General features: G+C 35.9%; 16 protein-coding genes. 3 read left to right on the top strand and 13 right to left on the bottom strand.

Translation table 11 applies throughout. From position 1 onward, the window contains the following. Window positions 1-10: 10 nt before the first annotated feature. The 7 genes from KI338_RS08305 to KI338_RS08275 all read right to left on the bottom strand — a co-directional run bounded on the left by KI338_RS08305 (window position 11) and on the right by KI338_RS08275 (window position 4,928). Window positions 11-733: an amino acid ABC transporter ATP-binding protein gene (locus tag KI338_RS08305; protein ID WP_212920531.1), complete on the bottom strand. Its 723-nt coding sequence runs from the start codon at window positions 731-733 to the stop codon at window positions 11-13. A gap of 4 nt (window positions 734-737) precedes the next feature. Further along, complete coding sequence (locus KI338_RS08300; protein WP_212920530.1) at window positions 738-1,436, bottom strand: amino acid ABC transporter permease; 699 nt, start codon at window positions 1,434-1,436, stop codon at window positions 738-740. A gap of 119 nt (window positions 1,437-1,555) precedes the next feature. Further along, a complete protein-coding gene (locus KI338_RS08295; RefSeq protein ID WP_212920529.1) occupies window positions 1,556-2,338 on the bottom strand; it encodes a basic amino acid ABC transporter substrate-binding protein in 783 nt (260 codons plus the stop codon). A 187-nt stretch (window positions 2,339-2,525) separates the two neighbouring features. Next, window positions 2,526-3,062 carry a signal peptidase I gene (lepB, locus tag KI338_RS08290; RefSeq protein WP_212920528.1) on the bottom strand — a complete coding sequence of 179 codons (537 nt, stop codon included), beginning with the start codon at window positions 3,060-3,062 and terminating at the stop codon, window positions 2,526-2,528. Window positions 3,063-3,159: 97 nt separating this feature from the next. Then, entirely contained in the window at window positions 3,160-3,618 is a 459-nt protein-coding gene (locus KI338_RS08285) for a hypothetical protein (protein ID WP_212920527.1), read from the bottom strand. Window positions 3,619-3,692: 74 nt separating this feature from the next. Beyond that, the gene (locus KI338_RS08280) at window positions 3,693-4,469 is read right to left on the bottom strand and encodes a hypothetical protein (protein ID WP_244853474.1); all 777 of its coding nucleotides are present in this window, start codon (window positions 4,467-4,469) and stop codon (window positions 3,693-3,695) included. Between the two features lie 15 nt (window positions 4,470-4,484). Continuing rightward, entirely contained in the window at window positions 4,485-4,928 is a 444-nt protein-coding gene (locus KI338_RS08275) for a hypothetical protein (protein ID WP_212920526.1), read from the bottom strand. A 643-nt stretch (window positions 4,929-5,571) separates the two neighbouring features. On the opposite strand from KI338_RS08275, the gene KI338_RS08270 reads away from it, so the two are divergent. Further along, entirely contained in the window at window positions 5,572-6,675 is a 1,104-nt protein-coding gene (locus tag KI338_RS08270) for an N-acetylmuramoyl-L-alanine amidase (protein ID WP_212920525.1), read from the top strand. A gap of 97 nt (window positions 6,676-6,772) precedes the next feature. Here the strand turns inward: KI338_RS08270 and menC are convergent, their stop codons facing one another. Further along, window positions 6,773-7,882 (bottom strand): o-succinylbenzoate synthase, encoded by a 1,110-nt coding sequence (gene menC / locus KI338_RS08265; RefSeq protein WP_212920612.1) that lies wholly within the window; start codon window positions 7,880-7,882, stop codon window positions 6,773-6,775. A gap of 45 nt (window positions 7,883-7,927) precedes the next feature. Continuing rightward, window positions 7,928-9,058: a M20 peptidase aminoacylase family protein gene (locus KI338_RS08260; protein WP_212920524.1), complete on the bottom strand. Its 1,131-nt coding sequence runs from the start codon at window positions 9,056-9,058 to the stop codon at window positions 7,928-7,930. Between the two features lie 439 nt (window positions 9,059-9,497). Here KI338_RS08260 and KI338_RS08255 point away from each other — a divergent pair, with 439 nt between their 5' ends. Continuing rightward, the gene (locus tag KI338_RS08255; protein WP_212920523.1) at window positions 9,498-9,878 is read left to right on the top strand and encodes a reverse transcriptase-like protein; all 381 of its coding nucleotides are present in this window, start codon (window positions 9,498-9,500) and stop codon (window positions 9,876-9,878) included. 68 nt (window positions 9,879-9,946) lie between these two features. Here the strand turns inward: KI338_RS08255 and cbpA are convergent, their stop codons facing one another. The 3 genes from cbpA to KI338_RS08240 form a co-directional block, all read right to left on the bottom strand. Then, window positions 9,947-10,573, bottom strand: coding sequence for a cyclic di-AMP binding protein CbpA (cbpA, locus tag KI338_RS08250; RefSeq protein WP_212920522.1), 627 nt, complete (start codon window positions 10,571-10,573; stop codon window positions 9,947-9,949). A gap of 260 nt (window positions 10,574-10,833) precedes the next feature. Continuing rightward, window positions 10,834-11,340, bottom strand: coding sequence for a YiiG family protein (locus tag KI338_RS08245; RefSeq protein ID WP_212920521.1), 507 nt, complete (start codon window positions 11,338-11,340; stop codon window positions 10,834-10,836). Window positions 11,341-11,619: 279 nt separating this feature from the next. After that, window positions 11,620-12,555 (bottom strand): DMT family transporter, encoded by a 936-nt coding sequence (locus KI338_RS08240; protein ID WP_212920520.1) that lies wholly within the window; start codon window positions 12,553-12,555, stop codon window positions 11,620-11,622. Window positions 12,556-12,744: 189 nt separating this feature from the next. Here KI338_RS08240 and KI338_RS08235 point away from each other — a divergent pair, with 189 nt between their 5' ends. After that, complete coding sequence (locus KI338_RS08235) at window positions 12,745-13,989, top strand: TraB/GumN family protein (RefSeq protein ID WP_212920519.1); 1,245 nt, start codon at window positions 12,745-12,747, stop codon at window positions 13,987-13,989. A gap of 98 nt (window positions 13,990-14,087) precedes the next feature. Here KI338_RS08235 and KI338_RS08230 read toward each other — a convergent pair whose 3' ends face one another. Next, window positions 14,088-19,466: a diguanylate cyclase gene (locus KI338_RS08230; protein WP_212920518.1), complete on the bottom strand. Its 5,379-nt coding sequence runs from the start codon at window positions 19,464-19,466 to the stop codon at window positions 14,088-14,090. Between the last annotated feature and the right edge of the window lie 44 nt (window positions 19,467-19,510).

Below are 19,510 nucleotides of genomic sequence, written 5' to 3'. Positions count from 1 at the left end.
TTTTTTCTATTTATAGTACTTTACTTAAAAAATCTTGTGTTCTTGCACTCTTCGGCTGTCCATAAACCTCTTCAGGTGTACCTTCCTCAACGATAATACCACCATCCATAAAGAAGACTCGGTCTCCCACTTCTCTAGCAAATCCCATCTCATGCGTAACGACGACCATGGTCATACCTTCCTCTGCAAGTTGTTTCATCACATCAAGTACTTCTTTTACCATTTCCGGGTCTAGAGCTGATGTTGGCTCATCAAACAACATAATCTTTGGTCGCATCGCAAGGGCTCTAGCAATTGCGACACGCTGCATTTGCCCACCTGATAACTGCTCAGGGTAAGCATCTGCCTTATCACGTAATCCTACCTTTTCTAACAATTGAAGCGCTAAATCATTCGCTTCGATTTGATCCATTTTCCGTATTTTGATTGGTGCAATCGTGATATTTTCTAACACTCTCATATGTGGGAAAAGATTGAACTGTTGAAATACCATCCCTACCTCTTTGCGAATTTCGTTTATGTCTGTTTCTTTTGCATTAACCTGAACTCCATCAATAAAAACCGATCCATTGGTGATATCTTCAAGCAAGTTAATACAACGCAAAAAAGTACTCTTCCCTGACCCACTTGGCCCAATAACACAAACAACCTCTTTCTCTTGAATCTCACAATCTATGCCCTTTAAAACCTCTAGGCTGCCAAATGATTTATAAAGACCTTCAACTTTTATCATTTAATCACCTACCCACTGAAGTGCGTCCAAACGAAAAGACCCGTCGTCTTTGTGGAGGAACATAGCTATTACTGTATCGATTTTCCACATAGGCAATAATTTTTGTAAATATCCAGGTTAGAAGTAAGTAAAGAATTGCAACAGTAATATAAGGCTCCCAAAAGCGTGCATAGGCACCTGCAACGACTTTACCTGCATACAAAAGGTCCGTTGCTGCAATTACGTTGACCAATGAAGAATCCTTCAGTAAGGCTATTAGCTCATTTCCAAGTGGAGGAATCATTCGTCTAAAAGCCTGTGGCAAAATGATATGCTTCATTGCTTCCCTTTTCGGCATACCTAAGGATCTAGCGGCTTCCATTTGTCCTTTTTCAATAGATTGAATTCCAGCACGAATTATTTCTGCATTATAGGCTGCACAATTTAGTATTAATGCTAACGATCCAGATACAAAGAATCCTAAGGAATGACCAAAGATTGATGGAATTAGAGCCAGATGAATAAGTAATATTTGGACCAGTAAAGGTGTTCCTCGGAAAAAATCAACATAATACTTACAAGGATAATAGACCCATTTCTTTTTTGAGAGCTTACCCAATCCAAGGAACAGTCCTAATATCACACCACCAATATATCCGATTGCAGTTAAAGCTAGTGTAACCCAGAGCCCTGTGATAAAGAGCTCCTTATAATTCCATATCATATCAAGTCTAATATCGAATTCGATGGAAATCACCTCCAGTATGTTTAGAAGTATAGCCCAGACGCCCTTAGCTATATATCTTTTGAAATAAAGGTATCTTTGTATGGAACTAGCTATACTTATTCAATGTCTAACCCAGTGATTTCTTTTAACGTTCCATCCTCTTTAATCTTTTTAATTCCTTCATTTAAGAGGTCTACCACTTCATTATTTCCTTTTTGTACCATTAATCCGTAATACTCCTTCTCGAAACTTGCATCCTCAATGGTTTTCAACTCAACATTCGGATTATTTTTCACGTATTCTAGCACAACAGAGTTATCCCCTACTGCAGCATCTGCATTACCATTTAGCATCTCTGTAATAGCAAGTGGCATCGTTTCTGTTGCAACGATGTCTAAACTTGTATTTCCTAAAAGACCTTTTACTACCTTATGACCAGTTGTATTAATTTGCACCGATACCTTTTTATCTTTTAAATCCTCAAAACTCTCAATATCCGTATCTTCAGGTACTAGAATTAACTGATTTGCTACAAAGTATGGATCTGAAAAATCGAAGGTCTTCTCACGGTCAGGATCGATAGTAATAGAGGATACCGCAAAATCAACCTCACCATTCTCCACTGCAGCAAATAAAGGCTCCCAACCATAATTTTTAAACTCCACTTCAAATCCAGCCGCTTCTGCAATTGCTTTTACTATATCAATATCTATCCCAACAATCTTACCTTCATCATCCATGTATTCCATTGGTGCATATGTAGCATCTGTTGCAACAATTAGCTTGTCCTTAGAGCCTGACGAGCCATTACTACTATTCCCTGTCCCACAAGCTTGCAACCATATACTAAAAGAAAGAATCAAAATACCAAGCAATAGAAATTTACGTCCGAACTTCATTCCATTTTCCCCTCTCCATTCATGTACCATCTATTTAATTGGAATTATCCAACAATTCGGATGATTATCATAATTATAAACGAACAAGCAAGTAGAAATCAATAACAATTAAGGTGCGAGTAGTATGGAAATATCAATTTCCCTTACTACACGCACCTATGAGATGTGATCAAAAATAAAATCCTTCCTAAAACGGAAATAGGGTGAACATAACTTTACCTAATATATTTTCTTGTTGAATGGCACCAACATTCTCACTCCTGCTATCCAAACTCTCACCAGGTGTACGATTGTCACCTATTACAAAATAAGAATTTCTTGGGACAATCACTTCTTGAAAATCATTTGGAACCCCGATAATAGAAGTTTCCTGTAAGACTTTCCCATTAACAATTACTGCTCCATCTTGAATGGCAATTGTATCATTTGGTAAGCCTATAACTCTCTTAATTACATTAAAACCGTCTTGGTCACGGTATACCATAATGTCATTACGTTCAATATTGAAGAATATATTACTAGTTACAATGACATTCCCTTCTTCTAGCGTTGGATTCATCGAGTCACCTGCAATAACAGTAAAACCAATAACGAAACGAAAAACTATGAATACGATTACTAATAATAGAAGAAAAACTATCCAGCTTAACCATCCTAATTTTTCTTTTTCTCTATCCCTTGTGTCCTTTTTTAAAACCAACACCTCTGAAGCTATATTAACCACCTCTCGTCCTAGAACAAATACCGATTCTTATGTTCGGTTGTCAATTTTCTACTTCTTGACAATCAGATTTCTTAAGCCGAATTTATTCCCTTCTTTCTCAATTATTGCTACAACTAATTAACTCATTCTCCCCCTTTTTCCCCAGAACAATATCCATTTCTATTTCTGCTTTTTGTTTTATACATTCTAGCTTCTTAATCGTTTCCTCCCTTGATATTTCAGGGGCTTCATATTTTTCAATGAGCTGTGTGGTATATTTTTCCAAGCCTTGAACTCGTTTTAACTTTTCGCTTTCAATAAACGAATGATATTGTTCTTCTGCAGCCTTTATTTTTTTATTTATTTCACTCTTTAAGCGGCTTGTCTGAGTTGCTTGTTCTTCAGAAATAGTATTGTCTATTTCTTTTAAGGATTCTATTCTCTTTCTATCCAGCCAATTGGATATCATATAGCCAATATCCTGATCGGCAAAGGCAATTTTCACCCCACTAAAAATAATCATTAGGATTAGGGACATTCCTGCTAATCGTAGAAATAATTTTTTATTTTTTTTCATGAATGCACCTCCTAAAAGAAGAGAGATGTCCCGTTAGTTAAGGGGGTAACTAGTTTGGGACATCCTCTTTTTAATTAATTAATATTATTTACAACCTCATCTAAAACAGCCTTTGCATTATCTTCAAGCTCCTGTGCTTTTGCCACAATAATGGCTTGCTGCTCTTCAACAAGCGTGTCTAATAATGCTGTTACATCCTCTCTCAACTCCTGGATGCGCCAATCAATTTGGTTTTTTAAATTTCTAACCGTTATTTCCTCTTGATTATTTAGCTCCATGGCAAGTCTCTCTTGTGCTTGACGAATTGCGTCTTCCAGTTCTTGAACAGCTCGATCTCTAGCTGTATTAATATCTGCTGTCATTTCATTTATAGCTGCTTGACCTAATTGACCAGTATAATTCGTGAGATCATTGGTAGCAAATTGTATTCCCTCATCTTTCAGACGGATAATTTCGAAATAGCCATCGAGGAATACGTTGTAGAATTCTTGCCCTATCCCCTCTAAAATGGCACGTTCTTCTTCACTTAAAGAATCCAAGTGACTTAACTTAGCGTTAATAATTTCTTCTAGTGACTGGCCAGTTGCTAACTCCCTTGACAGATCAATGTCAATCTGAGCTTCTGACTTTAATCTCTCGTATTCTTGCTCTAAGCCTGGGATTTTACTCTCTCCATATGCGTTTACTTGTTCTTCAATGGATGAAACTGTCTCTCCAAACATCGCTTGGTACCACTCACGAAGCTTTGTGCCTGCATCAGTATTTGCAAACGCTATTCCTGAACCAGTTATAACCCCAACTGCAATAACTCCCGCTGCCAGCTTCATCTTCAGCTTTTTACCTTTTTCCAATTTTCTTCTTCCTTTCTATTTAATAATATTGTTGCTTCCTTCTCCTCCAAGTAATTCACTTAGGTAATCTTCCATATCCTCTTCTATCTCCAACTGTATTTCTCTCGTTTTCTGATTGATATATTCTTCATATTGTGTGCTCATAAGAATATCTTCTTCCAATTGTTTAAGGCTCATTTCGTAATTTCCCTTATACTGGATGACACCGCTAGTCGTATTCTCTCTTGTATTGCTAATCACAGCAGCTAGTTCCTCCTCCATACGTTTGAAGTGTTTTTCCTGACGACGACCCTTTAGAAATTCTGACACTGCTGCCTTAGGATCCATTAACATAGTTTCAATCGCATCTATTAAGCTCTCTAGCTTTTCCTTATGGAAGAATTTTTCTGCTTGAACAGTTATGACTCCAAATATTAGGATTGTGATTGATATGAGAATGACGGCTAGTATTTTCCTCATTATCACCCGACCTTTCTATCATAAAATTTCCAACATTTCACATCATGTTGACTCAGTATACCCATATTAACAGAAAAGTCCGAATTGCAAATCCTATTAATCTACCATTTATTGAATAGGATGATAGATTTAATTCCTTCCGAATAAATCAGTATATCCTGTAGAAATTTTCCGTTGTTCCTTTGATAACTGTTCTTTATCGTCGAGAAAAGAATTAAATCTGGATAATTGATATGACTTATTTGTATACTTAGTCAGTATTAGATACACTACTAGTTCGAATCGACTAGTCTATCTTCCCTAACTTTATCGTTAGTCAGCTACCAATTATTGTCTAAAGAACTAATAATAAGTAACTATTTGACAACTACACGAATATAGGTAAATAAGATATATCGAAGTTCGACAGTTCTACCATTTCAGCATTATATAAAAAGAACTAATAACAAAGACCAATTAATTCTTTTTAATAGATTTCCCCCTACTAAAGTAGGGTTTACTCCTAATAAACCCTTAATAAGTCCTATATATAAGCTAGCATCAGTACTTATATAATTTTTTTCATTTTAATAGTATAAATCTATTAATTTGTGGTCATCCTTTCTACTAGTTTCATAATTTGTAAGAGAAGGATTGATAGAATATGAGAAAAATTTTACTGATGTTTTTACTAATTGGAACAGTATTTGCTCTGTTCTTTGTTACTCCAAACAAATCTGTTCATGCTGAGGCAAACGGGCATGAGGATCACCAATTATTTGAGGTAAAAACAAAATTTCTAACGATGCGAACAGCACCTGATGAAGGCGCAGAAATTGTCGGCCATCTTGTGGTAGGAAATAAGCTCCGTACATTTGAAGAATTCAATGGCTGGGTAAAGACTTTTTACGCTGGACAGCCTGTATGGGTTATGAAAGAGCACATATCATTAATTGAAGAGCAAGTACATGTTGAAGAAATAGAGCCAGAATTTGATGAAGAGCAAGCTGCTACAAAAGAAGTGGAGGATAAGAAGTCTACTGCAGAGAGTCATCAGAAGAGTAATAGTTTCGATAAAAAAGAAGTGTCAGAAAATGCACAAGAGAATTTTACTAATCCATTTTCAATTAAACAGGAAAATAATGAATATGCCGATATTCCGACCGGCTATTTAGAAGCTAAAGAAATGAAAATCTCGGAAAATACGATTATGATAACAAAACAGGAACTAGAAGGTGTTGAGATTTTACTAGATCCGGGTCATGGCGGGAAGGATTCAGGGGCAACAAAAGATAAAATATTCGAGAAGAATCTAGCATTATCCACTGCGAAAAAAGTAGCGGAAAAACTATCACAGGCTGGTGCCAGTGTACATTATACAAGGGAAAATGATACGTTTATTTCATTAGAAAATCGGGTAAGAAAGAGTAATAGCCATCAAACAGATGCCTTTATTAGTCTCCATTTTGATTACTTTAATGATCCTGAGGCAAACGGTGTAAGTACCTATTTTTATAATCACGGAACTAGTAAAGCACTTGCAAACGAAATACACTCAGCACTTATGGATGGTATTCCTATGGCCGACAGAGGTGTACGGACAGCAGATTACTATGTATTAGTGAATAATCTGAAGCCATCTGTATTACTCGAGTTAGGCTTTATGACAAGTCCTACTGATTTTGAAAAAATTCAAACCGAAGAATACCAAGATAAGGTTGCAAAAGCAATAACTGATGGCTTAGTAAACTATTTTAATCAGAATTAGCACACTATCAAGACATAGGCCCTCCCATATTTATATGCACCTGAATCAATTGATTCAGGTGCTCCTTTTATTTCTTTCATGAACGTCATGACTGTTACTATATTTGGTATTCCTGTCGTTCAACACGGAATTTTCTTAAAGCATCTTCGTTTATCTCGTATCCAATGCCAGGGGAGGTTGGAACTTTAATGATACCTTTTTCAGCTATAACCTCTGGATGAATGATATCCTCTTCCCAATATCTGGATGAACCAGAGGTGTCCCCTGGTAGTATAAAATTAGCTAGCGCTGACAATGCAATATTGTGGGCTCGTCCAATCCCTGCTTCTAGCATTCCCCCACACCATACAGGAATCCCCTGTTTCTTACAATAATTATGAATCCGCTTTGACTCGGAAAGTCCTCCAACACGCCCAATTTTAATATTAATAACTTTGGAACTTCCAAGTTCAATTGCCTTTTCTACATCATATAAGGAATGAATACTTTCATCTAAACAAATTGGTGTTTTTAATTGATTCTGAAGCTTAGCATGGTCAATAATATCGTAATGCTGCAGTGGCTGTTCAATCATCATTAAGTCCAGATCGTCTAACTCCTTTAAGAGAGAGATATCCTTTAGTGAATAGGCCGAATTCGCATCCGCCATAATAGGTGTATCCGGAAAATGCCTTCGTACTTCACGAAGAATTTCTACATCTAGTCCAGGCTTAATTTTAAGCTTAATACGTTTGTAGCCTTCCTCTAATGACTGCTCTATCTTAGAGATGAGTTCTCCCACTGTCCGTTGTATACCAATACTAATACCTACACCAATTTCTGTCTTTTCTCCTCCAAGTGCAGTCGCTAAGGAAATGCCCTTCCGCTTGGCATATAGATCCCATATTGCACCTTCTACAGCAGCCTTTGCCATGTTATTTCCTCTTAGTTTTTCAAAAAGAGGGAAAACCTCATCGGGATGATAAAGCTCGTGTTCGCGTAGTATTGGAATTAAGCAATCTACAATAATATCCCGATTCGATTTCACGGTTTCTTCTGTATACCACGGTACAGAAAATGCAACTGTTTCCCCATATCCCTTGTTCCCATCAGAATCTACTACTTCAATAATATAAAATTCCTTCTCCTGCATTACTCCAAAGCTAGTTGCAAATGGTTCCTTTAGGCGCATCCTTAGCTTATGCATAATAATTTTCTTTAACGGGATAACCAATTCTTATAACCTCACTTTAATGCTGTTTATATCAAAATCCTATGCCTGATATCTTTCTAGGGTTTTTAACAAAACCTGTACCATTATTTTAACACTTGGCTCAATAGCCTCATAATTGAATGTCATTTTTGGATGATGTAAACCCGGTTCTAGGTCACAGCCAACTGCTAGCATGGTTGCCTTCATCGATGGCTTTTTTATCGAATAAAAGTGGAAATCATCCCCACCAGTCGTTCGTATCATAGGTACAAGATGCTCCTTGCCTACTGTTTCAATAATCGCCTCCTGCATAATTTGACTAGCCTCTTCATTGATTACTGCAGCTACTACATCGGAAGTAATTGATATATCAATCTCGACCCCATGGTATTCGGAAAGCATCCTTGCCACGCGGTTTACCTTATCCATCAATGCTTCCATCCCCTCATTGGTTTGGGCACGCATGTCTATAGAAAATGTGGCATTTCCTGGAATGATATTCATACTTTCACCACCAGCATGAAAGCTTGTCATCTTTACAGAATGAGGAATGATTGGGTCAATATATATGTTATTTAGGTGTTGAAAAAACTCACACCCTACTTGAATAGCATTCGCGTTTAGATGTGGTCTCGCACCATGAGCATCCTCTCCAGTAATTACCCCTTCAAGTGAACGTGATGCACCGTGCTGTATTGCTGGGGAAAACTGACCATGGGCCAGTTCTTGAATTGGTCGTAAATGTAACCCATATAAATAATCTACATCATCAATTATACCCTTTTTCACTATAGCAAGTGCCCCTTCTCCCTTCTCCTCCGCAGGCTGAAAAATAAAACGTAATGTACCTTGGGAAGGAGCTCCATTTTGGAGCAAAGTGAACAAAACGCCAAGTACGATAGTCATATGGGCATCATGTCCACAGGAATGATTCGCTCTAAATTCTCCATCTACCTCCTGCCACAATGCGTCCATATCTGCCCGAACTGCAATAACTGGTCTCCCACTACCTATCTCAGCAACTAGACCTGTCATGTCTTCAAACGTCCTAATCCTACAATTCAATTCTTTTAACAAAACTTTTAAATACTCTGTTGTTTTATATTCCTTCCAGCTAATTTCTGGATGCTGATGTAAATGTCTATATATCTTTTGAAGCATTGGTTTAATCGTTTTATATGTCCTATTCATGATGTAACAAAAGCTCCCTTCGATATTATCTTATGCAAAATTAATTTTTTTTCTAATATCGTTAATAGCTGCAAATCAATACCACGAAAAGCATACCTGCATACAAACTTTATAAAAAAGTATTAGGATCAATGTCAAATAATTTTTCAGAAAAAAGGTACTGGTATTTATTATACCAGTACCCCTCACATCTATAATCAAACGAATAAGGGCTGTTCCACTTTCCCATCATTAAGCGATTTCGATAATTAGCCGCTTCTTCTGAATGTGTAACCTAATCAACCTAACTTTCAGTATATTTACAAAAAGACAAAAGTGTTTTTACTTCCACTATTCCACTTAAAATGAGGACCACCATGTATACTGGACTACGACTTGAATACTTGCTAGAATTAGACTGCATTGTAAAAATCAAGATATTTTAAAGGAATGGTATATATTGATAGAGGTATACACGGATGGTGCATCGAGAGGTAATCCAGGTGCTAGTGGTGCAGGTATTTACATTAAAGCTCAAAACAAAACATTTGAATATAGCATTCCACTTGGGGAAATGTCCAATCATGAAGCTGAGTTTTATGCAGTATTAAAAGCACTTGAAATTTGTCTACAGGAATTCCCAGGGGAAATCTTATCTTTTCGTTCGGATTCAGAAACTGTTGTTCGTGTCATCGATAACGATTTTACCAAGAATAAAACATTTCTTCCCTTCCTTGAGAAAATTCGCGAGTTGACAGCTAAATTTCCTTATTTTTTTATTAAATGGATACCAGAAAAAGAAAATAGTCATGCCGATCAGTTAGCCCGAAAAGCAATATGAAGTCTGTGAAATTCCATATAGGAATAAATATAGGCTGCTGGAGTCTATTCCAACAGCCTCGGGCATTCCTAGTTTAGCTTCTCAACATCTGTTACTGTAAAATTATTCTTTTCCAGGTCATCCTTTACTTTTTCCATTAATTCCTCATCCACTTCTATAGGGAGTACAATACATACCCTTCGAACATATTGGGAGTTATTATTTAAGGAGATTACACTCTGAACGTTACAGTATTTATTTACTATCCTCAGCATCTTCTGAAGTGCACCTGCATACTCAATAGTTCCTATGGTAAACGAATAGCTTCCATTATGAACTCCCCAGGCATTTTCCAGTACTTGAAGGACATTTCCATTCGTTAGAATTCCTAAGAACTCCATCGATTCATTTACGACAGCAAGGTATGGTAATTTCTTGATGGAAGAAAAAACTTTGAAGAAAGGGTCATCTTCCTTTATGTAGCCTTCTTTATCTGTTACTAATTGTTGAAGTGTACCTACCAATGAGTGGTCAATCTCAAACTCTAGTAAATCCACTTTATAGATATTTCCAACATACTTCTCACCTGCTTCATCCAACACAGGTATGCAGCGGTAACCAGAGTCTTCCAGTGTCTTCGTGACTACTTCTAAACTGTCATTTTCCCTTACAAAAACGACATCCTTTTTATTAACATAATCATTTTTTACTAACATTTTATTCCCCCTCTTCATCATCGTAAGCAAAAGGTAAAGACTACAACCATATTTTCCCACATTTTCAGTAAAATATCAATACTCAGAAATATTGATGGTCATATCGTCATGCCTCAAATGCTTGATAGCCTGCAAAGAACTATAGCTTCAATTTTCTTTTTATCCATAGGTATTATATTATGGTTGCTCAACTAAAAAAAGACCATTAGCTAGGAGCTACCTATGTATCTCCCAGACTAACAGTCTCTTAAATAAATTGTTTATTCTTCTTCTTCCTCAATAAAGTCATATTTTTCAATTAATGAATCCCAGTGATCTGATACAGCCTTGTCTTTTTCTGCTGCAACTTCCGTTAATTCATCTAATTCTTCCTCAAGTGCAAGAATATCCTCTTCCGTAGAATTTTCATCTAGAAATGCAGACAAATATTCCTTTTCTTTTTGAACAACATTATCCATCGCATCTACTAATTCTAAATGCAACTTATGATATTCCTTTGCAACATCACTTTCTACCTTCTGTGAATCATAGTAATCTCTTATCTCACCAATAAGTGGAACTAATTCATTATCAAAAACTTCTAGTGCCTCTTCGTCAGATGCAGCTGCTGCAACCTTTGTATAAAGTTCATCAATTTTGTCTATCTTCGGATTAATATTTTCTGCCATAGCATTATGGTACTCTAAAACTTCATCCGCTTCAGGTGAGCTACACGCTGCAAGCACCATGATAAAAATAATTCCAATAACTCCAAGTATTTTTTTCATCTTGTCAATTCCCCTTTATTTATGTACTCTTTAGTATTTTAAATGAAAAAAATAATGTGTCAATTGGGTAAAAGTTCCTATACCAACATTAATAGTAAATAAGTCTTATTTTTACCAGATTGTACCATTCCATTAAATGGAAATATCACTATAAATAGGGGTATTTAGAATCAATAAACTAACAATAAATGTCAGAAAAATAGTCCAAAAGAATTATTTTTAGTGTTTTTTCAACATTAAGTGACATTAGAAAAAATTCTCACTCTTATATAACTATTTTTAAGATGCTCGCCCTATATTATTCTTTCCATGATAATTGACAACAATTATTCCGATAGCAACTAATACGATAGAAGCGATTATGAAAAAGTTTAGCTCTTCTCCTGGGATAGTCATAGCAGACATCACTGCTCCTGACACAGGAACGATAAATTTATACATGCTTAGTTCACCCGCAGGATTGTATTTTAGTAATGAATACCAAAGCGTAAATGCTACAGAGGATAGTAGTGCCGAATAGATAAACAATCCAAAGCCAAACTGCGTAAAAATAATAGCACCCTTAGACATAACGGGTACGCCAACCATTAACATGATAAGGCCACCTAACGATAATTGCCATCCAGTAATCGCGAATGGGTGAATGCCAGAAGCTAGTTCTTTTGCCATAATTGTTGCAATGGCAGCGGTTAGACCAGATAAAATCATATAGCCTTCCCCGTCCCACTGGAAGGTAGTTCCAAAATCCTTCCCCCAATTCGCAACAATTATTCCCATAAATCCCGTAAGAAGCCCCACGGTTTTTTGCCAATTCATCCGATCACTACGATAATAAAAATGTGCCAGAATTACGGTAAAAAACGTGCCTGCTGAATTTAATATTGCTCCTTTCATTCCAGATACATTCGCTAAACCATTATAAAAAAAGAAATATTGTAAGGAGGTTTGGACAACCCCTAGTAAAATTAATACAATAAATTGCTTCTTGGTTACCAATAATTGTTTCCAATTACGTACGAATAAAAATACTAATACGATAACTCCGGCAAGAAGAAATCGCATCCCCGCAAATACTATTTTTGCAATGACATCATCCTGTGCAATTTGTAGTTCCTCATAGCTGACCTTTAATACTGGAAAAGCACTACCCCATAGCAATGAACAAAAAATGGCAATTGCTATTACTGACCACTTTGTTTGAAATATTCCCTTCAATCTAATCATCTCCGCTGTCTTGATCCAATAATTTTCACTAAAGTGTAATGATACTTGAAAACATATCTCAGCTCAAGATAACTGCATCATTCCATGAATAATTTTGCAGTTTATTGCTCACTTTTGCTGATGCTGTTATAGTTATGTGAAATAATACTAGTAATTTTTTAACAGATTGGGGGAGATTTTTTGAAGCGTTTTTTTAGTCATCTTGTACTGTTGTTAATCCTATTTGTTGTTGTGTCCTGTCAGGCAAATGAAAAGGAAAATTCGGTGCTCTTTTCTGATTATCAGCTGGAGCAACTCATTCGTGAAGAAATCAATCAGCCGGAGGGCGATATCCAATTAGAGGCATTACAGAAAATTACCAGTTTAAATCTATCCAGTAGCAGAATTAAATCTATTGATGGTCTTGAGTATTTGGATAAAGTAACAAATCTTAACTTAGAGAATAATAGAATATTAGATTTTTCACCACTAGTGAAGATGGATAGTCTTAAGGAGGTAAGCATTGGCGGAAATCCTTATGATGAATCCACTATCGCAAAGCTTGAGGCAAAAAATATCGTCGTTCATTCTAAGGTAATGGTTGCGGTAAGAGGGGAGCCAGATGGACCTGGTGGCTTTTTATGGAAGGTGGATAACGGTAATACAACTGTCTACCTTCAAGGCACCATTCATATTGCAACAGAAGCATTTTTTCCTCTTAATCAAAAAATAGAAGAGGCATATGCGGAAGCGGATATTATTGTTCCAGAAATTGATTTAAATAATATTAACCTAATAGAAACTCAAGCACTATATTTGGAGCTAGCAACGTATTCTGACGGAAGTAGTATTGAAGATAATATTACTAGTAGCCTTTACGCCAAACTGAAGAATACGTATAGCGAACTAAATTCCTCGGTAGATATGTTTAGTATGTATCAGCCCTGGTTTCACTCTACATTAATACAACAATTAATGAATGAAGAACTTGGCTATATTGAAGGGGTAGATATGTATTTTCTAGATCGTGCAGAACATGATCAAAAGAAAATTATTGCACTGGAAACAGTAGAAGAGCAGTTAAGCCTTTTTGCAGATACAACTCCTAAATATCAAGTACAAATGCTTGAAGAATCGTTAGTTGATATCGATGACTATGGTAGTCAAATGGAGAAATTATTCTCCCTGTATGTGAATGGGGATAGTGAGGCGCTGCTTTCCTACCTAATAGATGAGGATGGAAATCCTTCAGCAGAGGAACAGGCATTTATGGAAGCATTAAACGACAAGCGTAACTACAAAATGGCTGAAAAAATTGCGGGATTTTTAGAAGAAGATAGTGGAGATACTTATCTCGTTATTGTTGGAAGCCTACATCTATTATTAGAGCCACATATCCGCTCTATTTTAGAGGAAAAGGGTTATACGATAGAAAGAGTATTATAAAAAGGCTGTATGGGTAGGAGTGAACGTATCTCCTTCTCATACAGCCTTTAATAAAGTTTGAACAGTAAAAGCCTCTTAATCTAAAAGAAAATCTCCATTTATAATATAGTTGCAATTAAATCACTATACACATTTAATACATTGAGCTCATCTGTACCAAATTCTTTTAATCTTGTCGGGGCAGAAAGATACAAAACGCCCTTCATGTTCCCGGCTGACATAATTGGAACAGCAAGAATAGAATCCCAATCTGGTAGTCCGTTTACCATATTAATTTTATCCGTTGTCTCCCAATCAATCTGGTATAGTCCCTGTCCACTTAAAATAACTTTTTGTATAATTTCTTGATTATAAGCAACGTTTTCTACCCATTCTTCTACTTGTGTCTTTCTACCAAATTGCTTAGTTATGGAATTATTGCTTGTTAAGAAAACATACCCATATTGTGCTTCCATTATTTCAATCATACGACCGAGGAACTTGTATATTTTATCCTGCTGACTAATATTTTTATTTGTTAGCTGAATCAGCTCCACAAGCGCCAACACATTCCGAGCATCTCTAATTTCATCACCAGACATAATTCCTGTTAATTTATTTGCAGGCTTTGCCTTACTCTCAAAATCTTTCTGCCATGTTTGTGAATTATTTCTACCATTTTCCTTTGCAACATACAGTGCCTGGTCTGCCTTCAATATAAGTTCTCTCACTGTTTGTCCATGTTCAGGATATGTTGCAATGCCCATGCTAAGGGTAATGTCTTGTTTATCACCTAGAATCTGCCTACCTTGTACTTTTTTTCGAAGCGATTCTGCAACTTCCTTAGCTTCTAGCACATCTGTTGTAGGTAATATGATAACAAACTCTTCCCCCCCATAGCGTCCTAGGGTACGATTTCCAGTCAGGTTGTCTAAAATAATCGAGGAAACCTCTCTTAGTACTTTGTCACCTACTTGGTGTCCATATCTGTCATTAACACCCTTGAATTTATCTAAATCAAACATAATAATACTAAATTCTCTTCCATTTTTCCTGGAAAAGTCTAGCGTATTTTGTAAGGTATCCTCTAAGTATTTTCTTGTTAATGCACCTGTTAGCTTATCAATAGATGCCGTTAGCATTAACTGGCGTTTCTCTAATAATAACGCTAAAAGGCTCACTAATTCAGTACACAAATCAAGTCCGCGTTGGTTAAAATTATTAACCATTTTATCCGTTTCTAAATAAATATAGCCTAGAATTGTATTGCGCTCCTCTAACCTTCCTGCTTGTAACTTAATAATTGGAATACACATAACAGCGCGTTTATCATTCAGAAGTAAATTATGTTCCATTTTATCCTGCTTCTCCGATTCTGCGAATAGAAATGGTTTTTGGGTTGTGCGTACACGGTTAAATATGGACATGTTCACCGTAAACTGCTTATTACCATCTGTTGAAGACAGAACCGTTAAATTGTGTCCATTTTCCGCGGAAACGATTAATCCCTTCGTAGCTAGGGTTCCACCAGCAAGATATTTTCCAATCATATCAAGGTTTTTCACGTCATCACTGTCCAGATTTCTCAGAATATCTTGCTCTGACAAAATGCCACTTGACAACCGTTCCATATGCTGCGTACGAATATAGTACATAAATTCATGATTATGAATAAATGCATATATGTCATTCGTACGCAGTAAATCCTCTAACTCATCTAGTGAAGTAACTAATTTAGGGGCCGTATCACTTTCTTGAGGAATTTCTTCCTGTAAAAAGATCCACCTTCCAATTAATTCCAGTTGATAAAATACATTAGCAAAATATCGCCCATTAATAAAATTCACCCGGTTTTCCTTTGGCAGTTGTCCTAATAACGTTTTTATACTTTCAACACTTTCTAATAAATAGTTAGCCGCATCGTAATATTTTCCTAAGGTATAGTAACATGCACCTAAATCAGCTGTTATACGAGAAATAAGCTCTCTACTTTTAGATTCCTTTGCCAACTCTAAGCTGCTCTCAAGGTAACGTATTGCCATCTTTGGATTTATACCAAACTCTACGATACCTTGTGCATGCTGAAAAATGGATATTAATCGACCAGGTGAATCCCTCCGAATATTCTGTTGAACCTTGATTAATAGCTCTTTAGCTAAAGTATAGTCGCCTTTATGGCAAAGGATGAAGATCACATCGCATATGCTTTCTATATTCATCTGTTTATTTGTAATTTTTTCTGATAGGGACTGGATTTGTTTCACTAAATAGGAATGATTCCGTCCTTCACTCTTTCTCAGTTGATTAATGAGCATATTCAAACTTGATGTATACTTTGAAATATGCTCATGTTCACTATGAAAGGCAATTACCTTCTTGTTATAATAATCCGCTTCTTCATAATTGCCAAGTACTTGAAATAGCATTGCACAAGTATTATAAAAACTACCAATATCAAAGCCTTTGTTTGGATTTTCTTCTATGTCCTGTCTTAAACGGTTATAATAATGAAAGGCGTCTGAAAAACGATCCATTTCTAGGCTTACTAAGGTTAAAAAGTTCAAAAGCATGAATTTTTCTTGAATCATCTTATAGCGCTCTGCCTTTTTAAGTGCTATATTGAAATGATCAAAGGCAGTTTCAAAATCATATTTATTCAAATTAGCTTCGGCAATATTAATAAGTCCAAAGACTTCACTAGTAAAAATGCCGTATTCTTCACTTAAATTTTTAACTTGCAGATGGTATTCCATCGCTTTATCAAAATCTTCATAAACCTCCGCGTAAACGGCACCAATATTGTTGAGTGCCAGTAATACACCTCTTGTATAGTCAATTTTCTCTAATGCACGAATCGATTCATGGTATGCTGCCAAAGCTTTTTCAGGCTTTCCGGTATGGACATAGATAAACCCTAACGTTCGATAGGCATTACCTTTTACTTTATTAAATCGCTCTCCGCATTCTTCAATTACCTCAATTAATAAGTCTCTTGCCTCCGCAAGGTAATTCTCATCTAATAATAATAGGGCGCGGATACGTTTTATATCTAATCGAGCCTCTTCATCTGGATTACTATCCAGTACCTGTTCAATTCTATTAATATACTCCAATACCTTGTCATTGGCATATAAGAGAAGATTAGCATTTGCTAAATTTAGATACACATCTACGATATTTCTTGCAAATCTATCAGAGGTTGCTAAATCTTCCGCATCATGAAGATATTCAAGTGCTAGTGGAATATCACCTGTATCCGCAAGTAGTGCACCAATTTCTATTAATAACTCTGTTTTTTCCTTCTGATTTTCGGTTAAATTTAGAATACAAATTAAGTTATCAATTTGAGCCTTCGTATTATGGAGAGACTTCATTTTAGCTGCATTTAATCGATAGTAGGCTTTCACTTTAGAAATCTCATTTGCCTGACCATAGTGATAAATTAGTTCATCATAATTAGTGAGGGTTGATGGCTCTAACCTTTCCTCCAGCATTGCTGCTGCTTTGCGATGTTTTTCAATTTTTTCTTCTGGCAAAACCTTGTCATAAACAATATTTTTCAATACCTTACTACGAAAATCATATAGATAGGAGCTATCACCGATTAGACGTTGGATGACGCCTCTTTTTCCTAGAATTACTAAGCTTTCTTCTAAACTGTTGCAGGAAGAGATAAACTGCTCAATCATTTCCATGGAAATTGGTTTTTGAAAAATAGAAATAACCTTTAGTATCTCTATACTAAAGGAATCAATATCCTTTAGCTGGTTTACTAGTGCTTGTTCTACACTATCTGGTAATTCCAGTAAGCTATAGTTGCTTTCCTCCGGCAAATCAATATTCCATCTAGCTGTAGACTCATGTATATAGATAATATGACGACTATAGAGATCCTTCATAATTTCGGTGATAAACAAAGGATTACCATAGGATTGACTATAAATTCTACGTGACAAATTCTTCGGAACAAACGGCATTGTCAATATACACTGAATCATATCACCAGTTTCCGCTTCATTAAGAGGCTCTAACCGAATCGTTTCCGAATCTGGTCTCTTTTTCATATTACTAACAAATTCCAAGGCAACAGAATTCCAGGAAGCTTCGCTGTCGTCACACGAAAATATCAATGTTAAATTTGTATTTTCTAGAACCTCGGAACACAAATAATGAAATGTATCAATGGTAAGATCGTCAGCTAAATGTATATTATCGATAACAAATGCTGTCGGACGGTTTTGGATACTTTCACTAATAAAGCCTGAAATTCGATTTAAAAAGCGATACTTGGATATCTCTTCATTCTTATGATGGACATTTACATTCTTCTCCGTTAATTCTGGAAAATATTTCCCTAACTCAACACTATATTTTTCAACAATATGTTGATCCGTTTCCATTATTAACTTCTTAAAAATGTCTATCCAGACTTTATTGTGGCCATCTGCAAGACCATTCAAGCTAAAACTCGAATAAACGCTAGCTTTACTAAGATCAAACAAGAAGTTAATTTCCTGTAGCAAGCGTGTCTTCCCAATTCCATTGGTACCTTGCACAAAAAAGATTCGATTTCCTGACTGATAAGAAACCATTTTTTCATAGGCACGTAAAATAGCATTTACTTGATTTTCTCTACCAATTAATTTGGTGTAAATGTTCAACCCCTCATACTCCTCTTTATGAACGATAGAGTAATTCGTATGCAATAATAAATTTAACTCTTCAATAACGTCATAAACAGAATCGAATTCAAATCCCTCTTTATGAAGCAATTTTTCAAGTAAGGAAATTAATTGTAATATATTGGGGTCATTCGTTTCTAATGACAACTGAGATAACTCATCTATTGGACTGTACAAAAATGGCTTTCCACAAAGCATAGCTAATAGAATAACAGCTAAGGAATAGATATCTGATTTGACATTTGGCTTCATCCCCGCTAAAACCTGGGGTGAAATCAAGAACGTATACTCCATCTTTTCTTCCTGGAGAAGTTTTCTACCCTCGACAGTAGCAATATCCTGAAGTAGAATATGATACTCTCCATTTTCTGCTAAGACTTTCAAATTATCCCAATTCAGTGCCCCATATACAAAGCCTTTTTGATGCAAATAGTACACCGCCGAACATAAATCTAGGAACAAATCCATCTTTTGACGGAAGTTTATTCGACCAATTACAGTAAATAACTCTTCTGCATTGTCATGGTAATCAGAAGTATAGAAGTATTGTGGCTCTGCTTGTCTTTCTTTATCTACATAGGATAAGGAATTAAAGCTATAATTTCTAACAATTCTTCTATTAGTCAAGTTCTTTATATCTATAAACCTATCAATGAAAAATTCAATAATTGATTTGGGTGAGTATTCTGAACTCAATAGGTGTAATAAAAGTACCTTATTATCATCTCGCATATCATACACTAAATAATGTGTGGCTAGCTTGTCTTGTTTTAGTAGCTCTTTTATCCGATATCTGTTATTAATTATTTCCACCATTTTCACCCCCAGGTAAAAGAGTCCGCTTTATTCACGGATAACAT

Source organism: Ornithinibacillus bavariensis (assembly GCF_018333235.1).
GTDB classification, from domain to species: Bacteria; Bacillota; Bacilli; order Bacillales; family Amphibacillaceae; genus Ornithinibacillus; species Ornithinibacillus bavariensis.
Note: the sequence above shows the minus strand (reverse complement) of the source record. Positions and strands in the feature narration are given on the sequence as shown.

What these genes read in the sequence shown, in the direction of transcription:
- KI338_RS08285 (WP_212920527.1), bottom strand. Translation starts at nt 3,618, where the DNA reads ATGAAAAAAAATAAAAAATTATTTCTACGATTAGCAGGAATGTCCCTA.
- KI338_RS08245 (WP_212920521.1), bottom strand. Translation starts at nt 11,340, where the DNA reads ATGAAAAAAATACTTGGAGTTATTGGAATTATTTTTATCATGGTGCTT.
- KI338_RS08275 (WP_212920526.1), bottom strand. Translation starts at nt 4,928, where the DNA reads ATGAGGAAAATACTAGCCGTCATTCTCATATCAATCACAATCCTAATA.
- KI338_RS08305 (WP_212920531.1), bottom strand. Translation starts at nt 733, where the DNA reads ATGATAAAAGTTGAAGGTCTTTATAAATCATTTGGCAGCCTAGAGGTT.
- KI338_RS08260 (WP_212920524.1), bottom strand. Translation starts at nt 9,058, where the DNA reads ATGAATAGGACATATAAAACGATTAAACCAATGCTTCAAAAGATATAT.
- KI338_RS08300 (WP_212920530.1), bottom strand. Translation starts at nt 1,436, where the DNA reads ATGATATGGAATTATAAGGAGCTCTTTATCACAGGGCTCTGGGTTACA.
- KI338_RS08270 (WP_212920525.1), top strand. Translation starts at nt 5,572, where the DNA reads ATGAGAAAAATTTTACTGATGTTTTTACTAATTGGAACAGTATTTGCT.
- cbpA (WP_212920522.1), bottom strand. Translation starts at nt 10,573, where the DNA reads ATGTTAGTAAAAAATGATTATGTTAATAAAAAGGATGTCGTTTTTGTA.
- KI338_RS08230 (WP_212920518.1), bottom strand. Translation starts at nt 19,466, where the DNA reads ATGGTGGAAATAATTAATAACAGATATCGGATAAAAGAGCTACTAAAA.
- KI338_RS08295 (WP_212920529.1), bottom strand. Translation starts at nt 2,338, where the DNA reads ATGAAGTTCGGACGTAAATTTCTATTGCTTGGTATTTTGATTCTTTCT.